Annotated in this window: 7 protein-coding genes; 2 read left to right on the plus strand and 5 right to left on the minus strand. The window is 35.9% G+C overall.

From position 1 onward, the window contains the following. Window positions 1-46: 46 nt before the first annotated feature. Window positions 47-862: a metallophosphoesterase gene (locus ACIP9G_RS21110; protein WP_401022019.1), complete on the minus strand. Its 816-nt coding sequence runs from the start codon at window positions 860-862 to the stop codon at window positions 47-49. A 270-nt stretch (window positions 863-1,132) separates the two neighbouring features. On the opposite strand from ACIP9G_RS21110, the gene ACIP9G_RS21115 reads away from it, so the two are divergent. Continuing rightward, window positions 1,133-4,171: an ATP-binding protein gene (locus ACIP9G_RS21115; protein ID WP_401022021.1), complete on the plus strand. Its 3,039-nt coding sequence runs from the start codon at window positions 1,133-1,135 to the stop codon at window positions 4,169-4,171. 4 nt (window positions 4,172-4,175) lie between these two features. Further along, a complete protein-coding gene (locus tag ACIP9G_RS21120; RefSeq protein ID WP_401022024.1) occupies window positions 4,176-4,877 on the plus strand; it encodes a response regulator in 702 nt (233 codons plus the stop codon). A 125-nt stretch (window positions 4,878-5,002) separates the two neighbouring features. Here ACIP9G_RS21120 and ACIP9G_RS21125 read toward each other — a convergent pair whose 3' ends face one another. The 4 genes from ACIP9G_RS21125 to ACIP9G_RS21140 form a co-directional block, all read right to left on the minus strand. Next, window positions 5,003-5,188 carry a hypothetical protein gene (locus ACIP9G_RS21125; RefSeq protein WP_401022027.1) on the minus strand — a complete coding sequence of 62 codons (186 nt, stop codon included), beginning with the start codon at window positions 5,186-5,188 and terminating at the stop codon, window positions 5,003-5,005. 89 nt (window positions 5,189-5,277) lie between these two features. Next, on the minus strand, window positions 5,278-7,671 hold the full coding sequence (locus ACIP9G_RS21130; protein WP_401022029.1) for an S-layer homology domain-containing protein: 2,394 nt from the start codon (window positions 7,669-7,671) through the stop codon (window positions 5,278-5,280). A 54-nt stretch (window positions 7,672-7,725) separates the two neighbouring features. Then, the gene (locus tag ACIP9G_RS21135; protein WP_401022032.1) at window positions 7,726-9,435 is read right to left on the minus strand and encodes an RTX toxin; all 1,710 of its coding nucleotides are present in this window, start codon (window positions 9,433-9,435) and stop codon (window positions 7,726-7,728) included. Window positions 9,436-9,731: 296 nt separating this feature from the next. Then, the coding region (locus ACIP9G_RS21140) for an InlB B-repeat-containing protein (protein ID WP_401022034.1) at window positions 9,732-12,345 on the minus strand (2,614 nt) is incomplete at its 5' end.

The raw sequence follows: 12,345 nt of genomic DNA on the forward strand, positions 1-12,345 counted from the left end.
AAGGCATCAAGAATATGAACTTCTTGATGCCTTTTGTCAACGGTACTTATTTTTTCTTTAAATCCAGCACAATAATTTCTGGACGATTAAAAACTCGGAAAGGCACACTACTATTTCCTAATCCCCGACTAACTATCATTTTGGTGCTGGCTTCCTCGTAAACACCAGCCGTAAACTTAGGAAACAGTCCCTGTCCTGGTGCGACAAGTCCTCCGATGCCAGGAATCCGAACCTGACCTCCATGTGCATGACCTGAGAATACTAAATCTATTTCTTGATTTACATACGTACCAAACACTTCTGGTCGATGCGCCAGCAACAGCTTTAGCATGTCTTTTGGAACATAAGCAGTCGCCATGTCCAGCATTTCTTCAGTTGATCTACCCATTAACGGATCTTCAATACCAACAATCGCCAAACGCTCCCCGTCGCGCTCTAACACGGTCGATTCATTGGCCATCACATGTACACCTAACGATGACAGCGCCTCATAAATTTCACTAACCTTATTCGTCGCAACTTCATGGTTTCCAAGTACATAATATACATCCGCTAATTCGACTAACCCTCTCACTGCCTGTAAGCTTTGCTCCAAATTAAAGCGATTACTATCAATAACATCGCCTGTAATAAATATATAATCTGGATTTGTAGCCTTAACCTTTGCAATGAGTTTCTGTTGGTTATTACCAAAGAGTGCATCATGTAAATCTGATATTTGTACAATGCGTAGCCCATCGAAGCTGGCTGGCACTTTTTCAGATTCATATACATGCTTACTTACAACCAGCCAGTGATTGTTTACGTACAAAAAAATGACTATAAAAACAAGAAAAAATACTACGTATAATAATTTTTTCATTCGCAATCGCTCACTTTGTGGCTACTTTTTCAGAAAAACTTCTTACCCTTCTATTATAAGCAAAAAACAGAGCGATTGTAAGTAGATGCGCTTTAATTACATAAAATGCACAAAATCCAACCATCCTCATCTATCTATTATAGGAAATCATGTGCATTTCATCTATTCTTAGTCAACTTTCACATGATATAATATGGGTATAATTTCATATTCATTTACTACGTTTTTAATATCAATACCTTAAAATATTATAAGAATGAGAGAACAAGAATGAAAGTGAGAATGAGAAAGTTATTACTTATTTTTATGGTCGTTATTAGTATTGTGATGATTGGAATGACATCTCGATTACACAATAATGAAAGCCAAAACGCTCCTAAAGCCGTTGCAGGAGTAATAGATCTTAGACAGTATGATTTGCACAAAAATACTGTAAGCTTGGATGGAGAATGGGATTTTGTTCCTGATAAATTATTGAATTATTCAGAATTCAATAACTCTCATTCTTATTCAGTAAATGTCCCATCACTATGGTCTAGGTACAAGTTTGATGGTCAAATTTTTACTACACTCGGTAGCGGTACCTATCGTTTAAAAATTTTAATTAATGATACAGATACTATATTGGGTATAAAAACAGGTAATATTCGGATGTCGAATGCCATTTACATAAACGAAAAACGTATTGGACAAAGTGGAGAGCCTGCAGAAGATTCGACATATATTCAACAAAATGTACCGTATGTTGCATATTTCTCACCTAAAAATAATGAACTTGAACTCATCATTCATGTAGCTAATTTTGATTATGCATCAGGCGGAGGAATTATTGGTTCCATTTTTATCGGGGATCAAGAGAGTATTGGTAAATTAAGAGAAGGTTCACTTTTCTACGATTTAATAACCTTTGCTGCTTTTTTTACAATGTTTATTTATTTTGCTGGTTCCTACCTATACGCCAAGCTTGAAATTGAGCAGCTCTACTTTTCTTTATTTTGCTTCATGGTTGGTTTATACGGTCTATCTCATGGAGAAAAAATATTAATGTCGTTACTCCCTATCAGCTATGAATTTCTGATAAGAGTCCAAATCATTTCGAGTATCGGTTCGGGTATCTTTATGCTACTGTATTTTTACCATGCCCTTCAGCAATTTTCACATAAAAAGTTCGTGAAAGTACTTTGTATTATTGGCATTTTATTATTAGCTACAGTCATGCTCCCAATATCTATTAGCTCATACCTACAAACTGTACATTCTATTTATATTTTAATAAATATCTTTTATTTGCTTTATATTCAAACGATTGCAATCTTTAAACGATTAGTAGGTGCTATCTATTTATGGCTTAGTACTATGTCCATTCTTTTATATATGGTCGTAGCTACCTTAAATCTCAATATTAATCTAGAAATTTACTCTTTACCTCCCTTGCTTCCTTTTATTTGTTTAACGATGCTCGCTCTGTATATTTCTCATCGCTTTACAGATTCTTATTTAGAAAAAGGTAGATTAACAAATGCTTTAATCCGAGTGGATAAGTTAAAAGATGAATTTCTTGCAAAAACCTCACATGAATTTCGCACTCCGTTACACGGTGTGATTGCCATATCTCATTCCATGTTAGAGCCTCAAGAAAGCTCTACATTAACGATGGAACAAAAGGAAAAAATATCACTCATATTTAATATCACAGAAAAGTTATCACATCTTGTGAATGACATTTTAGATTTTTCCAAGTTAAAAGAAGGCGAACTAAAGCTTCGTCTTACTAACGTTGATCTTTATTCTGTGACCCATGTCATCGTTGAAATATTGTCGTACATCGGAAATAAAGACGTAAAGATTTACAATTACATTGAACGAGGAAAATTTATCGTAGCTGACGAGGATAGACTGCGTCAAATTCTTTATAACATAATAGAAAATGCTGTTAAGTACACTAGGCATGGGAAAGTAGAAATTTCATGCTACGAAGAACAAGGATTCCTGACTATTGAAATAAGTGACACCGGTCGAGGCATAGCTCCAGAACATTTGGAGTCGATATTTGAACCATTCCGACAGTTAGAAGACGCAAGTAAAGGTACGGGTTTAGGGCTAAATGTGACGAAAGAGCTTGTGAAGTTGCATGGCGGAGAAATTACGGTCCATTCAGTTGTTGATCAAGGAACAACTTTCTCTGTTAAATTACCTGTGCAGACAATAAAGAAAGTCCAGCAAGATAAACAACAACGGAATAAAATCACATTAACTAAAGATTATTTGCCAATAACATTTCCTTATTTTGAGGAAAGAAAAATAGGCAAAAAAATACTCATTGCTGATGATGATCATATTAACCTCAAAGTACTAATCGATATTCTTGCAAAGGAGAACTATTCTATTATCGCTGTTGATGATAGTCAGCATGTTTTCGAACAATTACAAGTGCATCCAGATATAGACTTATTGATTTTAGATATTATGATGCCGAACCTTTCTGGATATGAGGTTTGCCAACAAATTAGGAAAAACTATTCTTCTGCCGAGTTACCGATTTTAATGCTCACAGCAGCGATACGACCAGAGGATATGCTAGCAGCATTCCAATCTGGGGCGAATGATTTTTTACACAAACCATTAGATACTGCTGAATTGAAGACAAGGGTACGAAATCTTATATTACTAAAGGAGTCGGCTGAAATTGCAATTAAAATGGAGACTGCATTTTTACAAGCACAAATTAAACCACATTTTATTTACAATGTTTTAAATTCTATTTTATCGCTAAGCTATTTAGACTTGGATAAAGCCCGTATTATGATAACAGATTTTGCAACATTTTTAAGAAGTAGCTTCTCGTTTGAGAATACAAATAGCCTTATTCCTCTAGAACAGGAGCTCGTGCTAATTCAATCTTACGTTAATATTCACCAAACAAGATATCCAGATCAACTTGAATGGGAAATTCAGATGGAGGAGCCTTTAAAAATACTAATCCCGCCTCTGCTTCTTCAGCCATTAGTAGAAAATGCTCTTTTCCATGGTTTAAGAAACAAGCGAATAAATGGGAAAGTAACAATGACTATTAAAAAAGATCAACAAATGATTGATATTAAAATTCAGGACAACGGTATAGGTATGACACAAGAAGTAATAGAAAAGGTATTATCAGAAGAGCCATCCGTTCATCAGAGCGTAGGGATTCGCAATATCACTAAACGTTTAAAAAAATACGAGAAGGCCACTTTCCATATTGAAAGTGTTGTTGGTGAAGGAACGACGGTGATACTAAAGTTCCCACTATTTTTGGATGAAAAGAGGTGAAAGAATGTTAAAAGCAATCATTGTTGACGATGAAATTTTAGCAATCAATTTACTAGAGACGATGTTAAAGGACAATGGGGCAATTGATGTTGTCGGGAAATATTTAAACCCTTTGGACGCTATAGCAAACATCCCTACACTCAAACCAGATATTCTTTTTTTAGATATTGAGATGGCAGAGATGAATGGGATTGATGTTGCTAGTAAATTAGAAGATTTAACACATGTATTGGATATTATTTTTGTAACTGCCTATGAGCATTATGCAATTGATGCCTTTTCTGTTCAAGCCATTGATTATATTTTGAAGCCGATTGATAAAGCGCGCTTAATGAAAACAATTGAAAGAATTTCTCTACGGAAGGGAAATATGCAATTAACAGACGGAAATATACGCAATGAAGATGTGCAGGTCATTAATAATTTTCACTTCCATGTTCATTCGGGAAAAGTATACATTGATGGCGTAGCTTTAATTTTATCCACTAAGGAATTTCATATTCTGTACTTTTTAGCACAGCGACCAGGGGAAATTTTCCACCCATCTGACTTGTATAAGCTCATTTGGGCGGAAGATAGTATCGGACAAACGCAGGCGTTAAAAGTACATATCAGTAATTTGCGAAAAAAACTGGAATCGATCTCTGGCCATCGAGCTAAAATTGTAACTGTAAGGGGTTCTGGTTATCAGTTCCTCTTTGAGTAATTCTTTCTTTTTGGTAGCAGATGCGGTGCCCCCTGCTTAGAACGTAAGACAAGGGCACCACGCGCTTTGGTTGCGGCTTACGGTATACCTAGAGAAATCGCAGGCAAAAGCCCGTGAATCGCTGGTTAGTCAGGAGATATCGCCGCTAACATTCTGTAAATCGCCTGTACGTCTGCAGTTATCGCCGCTAACACCCTGTAAATCGCCTGTACGTCAGCGGATATCGCCGCTAACATTCTGCCAATCGCCTGTACGTCTGCAGTTATCGCCGCTAACATTCTGCCAATCGCCTGTAAACCTTCGGAAAGCATCCACCATAGCGGACATCAACGACATAGTAAAAAGTGTTAGATTGATTGCGGTCAATCTAACACTTTTTCTCTTTTGGTACCCGTTCGCTTTATTTTTTTGCCGCTTCTTGAATCTCATAAAATGCCCAATGATTACTTGGTACATCTTTAAATATTGGCTCTTGATGTTCTGTTGTTACTTGCCGTTCAAACAAGCGATTTAGCACCTTCACCGCTTGGGCACGTGTTAAATAACCTTCAGGATTAAATGTGTCTACCGTTACGCCAGTCATAATGCCCAATGCATTGACAGTATTAATTGCTTTGATAGCCCAATGACTATTACTAACATCTTTGAAAACGATGCCCTCTGATGTTGGTTTACAAAAATCTGCATTAGGATTTTCTTTGCACTGTCTTTCTACCCAACGAGCTGCTACTACTGCCATTTGTGCACGTGTAATGGAACCGTTCGGATTAAAGCTTGTCTCCGTAACACCTTTAAATAAACCTGTTTCCTTCACAAATTCGATTGCATCTTTTGCATCATGCTGAGCCGTATCTGTAAATGTCGCATTAGACTTTGGAATCGCATTACTAGTTAGTTGTCGTGCAAACATACTTGCCATCTGTGCGCGCGTTACAAATGCATTCGGTCGGAATGTACCATCTGCATAGCCTTGAATATAAGGTGTATACTTAACATCGTCACCCTTGTCTGGCAAATAGAGCATGGAGAAAGTAGAGAATTTTGTAACTTTAAATTGCAAGCCTAGCATATCTTTTTGATAATCTACAACTTTCCCACGTAATAACTCTTTTGTGCCATCGCTATGCTCGATATAGATAGCTAAATTATTAAGCTGTTCTTGGGATAAATTATTAGGCAAAGGTAAGGTTAATGTTACTGGGCGATTTTGCATATTGGTCTCAATTTTCATTGGACGCCCTATTAACTTACTAATTGAACTACCAGTTATATCTTTATCAATCAATTCATTTTTTGCACGCTCTTCGATTTCTAATTGCTCGTTTTGTTCATTTAAAGGTATTAGTCGGAAATATAAATTATCATTAAATGTTGCCAATGAATCTTTTGAAACATCAATGTTTACATTATAAGCCTGGATAGTTAGATTTAATTGATTGTTTTTCAACAGGCTAACAATATTATTAGGTATTGATATATCAACCTGTTTTACTTTATCCTGTGAATCTGGAATAACAATACGTGCTTGATCTGACCCTACTTCTTTCAACTTTGAAATAGTTTCTAATGCACTTTTTTCTGTTAAAATCACTTCATCTTTCATGAATCCATCTTCACCAATTGTTCGTTTAATTGTCGTTTTAGAAACAGCTTCTCCACTACTTGACTCTATATTCACAGTAAAAATTTCTGTAGATTCAGAGACAGTTGTATCCCCGCTATTAATAGGAGCATTTTCCCTAGTAACCAAAATTGTATATTCCCTTTGGCTACCATCTTCAGCAGTCACTAAAATCTTTATTGTATTCATACCTGTTACAAGCTTTATTGCTTCCGTACTTGCCTTACTGTTTATTGTTACATTTGCTTTATCGTCCTCAGCTATAGCTCTAATATTTACACTATCTACTATATGTGGAACTTTTGCTGTATAAGATATTGTCTTCTTATCAAATGGCGTATTGAAGTTGCCCGAAGTAATCGTTAACTCCTTTAAAAAAGCATTTTGACTCGGTGAAAATGCTTTTACATTAATAGAGAAGACTTTAGTTTCCACATATTCACCGAAGGAAATTTTAGCAGTCAATGTAACCATTTCATTTCCTTTGCCTGCAGATGGGCGTATAACTTCGCCATTACTTTTAACTAGCTCTGGCTTGTCAGATACCCAAGTTATTGTCGCACCATTATCTCCAATAGTAGGTAAAACAAGATTTTTAGTTACATTTTCTGAAGTATCATTTTGAGCATATAAAATAGTAAGTGCATCTTTATCAAGTTGTACTTTTTTAATAAAAATACTATTAACTTCACTATCAAACACGGATTGTAAAGTTTCTATAGAATCAAAACCTTGATTAGGACGTGCCATAATAATTTGCTGACAGACTTTATCTTGATCTTCTATAGTCAGGCGATTGAAGTTACTATAATTTAAATGATAATCATCAATAAAAATTGTCCATAGTGTAAGTGCATCTGTCGCATTGTTAACATTTATAAGATAGGATCGATCATTGACAGCATTTAAATATACTTGTCGTAATGTACTTGTAGAAGTATACCCTGTCTGTGGTCGCTCAATTAATAATTTATTTGCCAAATAATTTTGATCTGCTACTTTAAAATTTTGAAATAAATCATTTCCTTGAGCTGTGTAATGTACTACACTCCAATCTGTAGTCATTGCTAATTTCATTTCTTCTTTATTAGTTGCGGTATTAAATGAATAAACATCACTTTTTGCCGCTACAAAAGTCACAGGCATCATAATAAATACTAAGATGGTTACCATAATTAAATTTATTACTTTTCTTTTAGAATATTGAATAAAAATCGCCCTCTCTTTTTAATAGTGACCAATTGTAGAATAATCGTTTTTAGGTAATAATATCCATTCTGATTTGTTAAAATTTGATGACCCAGATTGTAGCCTTTTATCTCTTATATAACCACCGTTACTTTCCAATATCGGGATGTTTGAATCCCTAACCCCAACCGTATCTACTACAATGCCATTACTGTCTTTTAATGTCATTGAAACCGTTATTTTAGAGGCATCTCTAAAAATAAAATCATCATTGAAGTATTGTGAAGTAGTAATATCAAAAAAGTCATAAAAATAAGTATGGATTAACACAAAGTTTGTGTTTGGATATACTAAAGGTATATTTATTGTTTTGATACTATGTTGCTTTAAAATTAGATTATATTGCTGAATTTCTATTTTATAATTTGATAGAGGAACCATTGTTGCATTATATATTTCTAGCACATCATTATATTCTCCATTTTGCACAAAATCCGATATAAAAAGTCCTGGGGCATCTACACTGAAAATAAAGCTTGTTGATACTAGCCCACCTTTTCCATCATCTGCTGAAATAGTAATAACGCTTGTACCCAATGCATTTTGTGTAATTTTAAGAGACGAACCATTCAGACTAGCAGTTGCTACTCCACTATTACTCGAGCTTACAGTTAATGTTAATGTATCGTTATCATCATCTGAAAACACATCACTTACTATCATCTCCCAATGCTTCCCGCCTATTGTTGCTCTTTGATTACTAATCGTTTTAGCAACCATTGGGGCATGGTTAAACGTTGGGTTAGATACAGTAACTATAAAACTTGTAGATACTTGCCCACCTTTTCCATCATCCGCATGGACTGTAATAGTACTTACGCCTGCTGCTATCGGCAGAACAGTAATTGTTTGTCCATGAATTTGAGCTGTAGCAATAGATTCATCACTAGAATTAACATTTATCGTAAGAACGTCATTGTCTGCATCTGAAAAAATACCACTACCGTCTATAGTGATGACATCATTCACTATTCCTAATTTATTACTAATTGATTGCACAACCACAGGAGGTTGGTTCGGTGGACTAATTACGGTAACAGCAAATGTTGTAGTTTCCCTACCTCCGTTACCATCATCTGCTTGTACTGAAATTATACTTTGGCCTACGCCTACTGGTATGATAGTTATCATTTGAGAATTCAATTGAGCTGTAGCAACAGATTCATCACTCGAACTAACTTCTAACGTTAAAATATCATCATCTACATCAGCAAAAACATTACTTGCATCAACTAGAATTGGAGCATCTCCAACATGCCCAGTTTGATCATTTATTACTTGAGTAACTATTGGTATATTATTCAACTTAGGTAAGACTTCTACCTCAAAACTACTGCTTGCTCTTCCTAACTTTCGATCATCAGCACTAATCTTTATTCTTGTCTTCCCAGGTGAAAGCGCCTCAATGGTTAATAAATTTGAATTTAAATCTGCTGTTACAATACCTACAGTTTCAGTAATAGCTTTAAGTATTAACTGATCGTTATCTGCATCATAAAATAACTTACTTAAATCAATAACAATTTTTCCTTGTCCCAGTGTCATTGATTGCTTTGGAATTATTTCAGAAGCTACAACAACAGGAGGATGATTAACAGAAGCTGCATAGGCTAATTTTTCTTGAAAACAAAAACTACAGATTAATGTTAGTAAAATGGCTATCATAAAACATTCTCTTTTTCGATACAAAGTTACCCCTCCTTTTTTAAATTTAAGCAATGACTTTTAACTCATCTCCCATTATATATCAGTACTAAAATCCTAACTATGAGATATCACAATAACAAAAGTTAATTTTTCTTAACCTTTATTTGATATAAAGGAGGCGATTACATAATTTATTTTATCTGTTATATAGTTGAAATTTACTAAACGGCAAAACAGAAAACCCGAACTATTACAAAACACTAAATTAGAGTGTTTTTTTAAAAGTTCGGGATTTTCACTGGCTAAAATTCTTTCATCCAGCCGTTTTAACTAATTCATTATCTATTATGAGTATGTTTTACTGCAGCTTCTTGAATCTCATAAAATGCCCAATGATTACTTTGGACGTCTTTAAAAATTGGACTTTGAAGCTCTGTTGGCGCTTGACGCTCAAACAAGTGATTTAGTACCTTCACTGCTTGCGCACGAGTTAAATTACCATCTGGATTAAATGTGTCTGCTGTTGTTCCCGTCATAATGCCCAATGCATAGACAGTATCAATCGCTTGAACAGCCCAATGATTATTACTAACATCTTTGAAAGCATTACCTTCTGATGTTGTTTTACAAAAATCTGCATTTGGATTGTCTACGCAGTGCTTTTCTATCCAACGAGCCGCTACTGCCGCCATTTGGGCACGCGTAATGAAGCCATTTGGATTGAAGCTTGTTTCCGTAACACCATTAAATAAACCTGCATCCTTCACAAATTCTATGGCATCTTTTGCGTCATGTTTCATTGTATCTGTATACGATGCCTGCGCTTGCGGAATTGCATTACCTGTTAATTGACGAGCGAACATACTTGCCATCTGTGCGCGCGTTACAGATGCATTCGGACGGAATGTGCCATCTGCATAGCCTTGAATATACGGTGTATGTGTAATATCGTCAGTCGTTGGTTCCTCATCTACTGGTAAATAGAGAATCGAGAAAGTAGAGAATTTTGTAACTTCAAATTGCACACCTAACATATCTTTTTGATAATCTACAACTTTGCCACGTAATAACTCTTTTGTACCATCGCTATGCTCGATATAGATAGCTAAATTATTAAGCTGTTCTTGCGTTATATTCTTCGGTAATGGCAATGTTAATGTCACTGGGCGATTTTGCATATTCGTTTCAATGGTCATTGGACGACCAATTAAATATACTTTTTCACTTTGCAATGTATCTTTAATTAGATCTTCTTTTAATATTCTATCCTCCACTTGATGTTGCTGTTCTGATGTCTTGATAGGCACCAAACGGAAGTATAAGTCATTATCAAAGTTCGACATAGATACATTTGGAATAGAAATTATAGCATTCATAGTTGCAATTTCTAAATTTATATTTCCAGCATTTATTTGAGCTACTGAAGATTTAGGAATATCAATTACAACTTCACTTACTTTATCGTTTGCATCAGGAATAATAATACGAGCAGTATCGTTACCCAATTGTTTCGCTTTTTCTATTGTTTCCTTAGCGATATCCTCGGACATTGAAACTTGATCCTTTATTACTCCATCAGGCATCGTTGTACGAATAATTGGTGTTTTAGTTAAATTCACACCACCTTCTCCTTCAACATTAACAACAATGTGTTCAGTGTTTGTTGATGGTGTAGAGCTTTCGTTACTATCATTATTAGTAGGTGGTGATACAACCTTAATCCATTTGGAATAAATTGTAACACTCCTTGTTATGGAGCTACTATTAAAGTCAAATAGCTTTTCCAGTGTACTGCTGGTATACCAACCTCCAAATATATAGCCTGCTTTCGTTGGCGTTGGTTCACTTGCCTTTTGTCCGTGTGCTACGGATTGACTTGGAACTTGACTTCCACCATTCACTTCAAAACTAACAGTGTAAGTAACCGGTTTCCATTTCCCATAAAGTGTCGTATTGGCTGTGATTTCATTGTTGAAATCATAAGTTTTTGTAAGTGTTACATCTGTGTACCAACCTCCAAATGTATAGCCTGCTTTCGTTGGCGTTGGCGTTGGTTCACTTGCCTTTTGTCCGTGTGCTACGGATTGGCTTGGTACTGCACTTCCACCATTTACTTCAAAATTCACTGTGTAACCAACTGGTTCCCACTTCGCGTAAAGTGTTGTATTGGCTGTAATGACATTGTTGCTGAAATCATATTGTTCCGTTCCCTCATCATCTGTATACCAGCCTTCAAATGTGTAGCCTGCTTTTGTTGGTACTGTTGGCACTGTTGCTTTTTCACCATGTGCTACCGTTTGATTTGGTACTAGACTTCCGCCATTTACTTCAAAATTAACCGTGTAAGTAACCAGTTTCCATTTCGCATAAAGTGTCGTATTGGCTGTGATTTCATTGTTGAAATCATAAGTTTCTGTAAGCGTTACATCTGTGTACCAACCTCCAAATGTATAGCCCGCTTTCGTTGGCGTTGGCGTTGGTTCACTTGCCTTTTGTCCGTGTGCTACGGATTGACTTGGTACTGCACTTCCACCATTTACTTCAAAATTCACTGTGTAACCAACTGGTTCCCACTTCGCGTAAAGTGTTGTATTGGCTGTAATGACATTGTTGCTGAAATCATATTGTTCCGTTCCCTCATCATCTGTATACCAGCCTTCAAATGTGTAGCCTGCTTTTGTTGGAGCTGGTGGCACTGTTGCCTTTTCGCCATGTGCTACCGTTTGACTTGCTACTGCACTTCCACCGCTCACTTCAAAGCTAACTGTATACTTCAGTGGTTCCCACTTCGCGTAAAGTGTTGTATTGGCTGTAATGACATTGTTGGTAAAATCATATTGATTTGTACCCTCATCGTCTGTATACCAGCCTTCAAATGTGTAGCCTGCTTTTGTTGGAGCTGGTGGCACTGTTGCCTTTTCGCCATGTGCTACCGTTTGACTTGCTACTGCA

Source organism: Lysinibacillus sp. NPDC093197 (assembly GCF_044754025.1).
In the GTDB taxonomy this organism is placed as follows: Bacteria; Bacillota; Bacilli; order Bacillales_A; family Planococcaceae; genus Lysinibacillus.

Bases quoted from the DNA above. Each gene is read 5' to 3' on its own strand.
- ACIP9G_RS21130 (WP_401022029.1), bottom strand. From the start codon at position 7,671: ATGGTAACCATCTTAGTATTTATTATGATGCCTGTGACTTTTGTAGCG.
- ACIP9G_RS21125 (WP_401022027.1), bottom strand. From the start codon at position 5,188: ATGCTTTCCGAAGGTTTACAGGCGATTGGCAGAATGTTAGCGGCGATA.
- ACIP9G_RS21110 (WP_401022019.1), bottom strand. From the start codon at position 862: ATGAAAAAATTATTATACGTAGTATTTTTTCTTGTTTTTATAGTCATT.
- ACIP9G_RS21120 (WP_401022024.1), top strand. From the start codon at position 4,176: ATGTTAAAAGCAATCATTGTTGACGATGAAATTTTAGCAATCAATTTA.
- ACIP9G_RS21115 (WP_401022021.1), top strand. From the start codon at position 1,133: ATGAAAGTGAGAATGAGAAAGTTATTACTTATTTTTATGGTCGTTATT.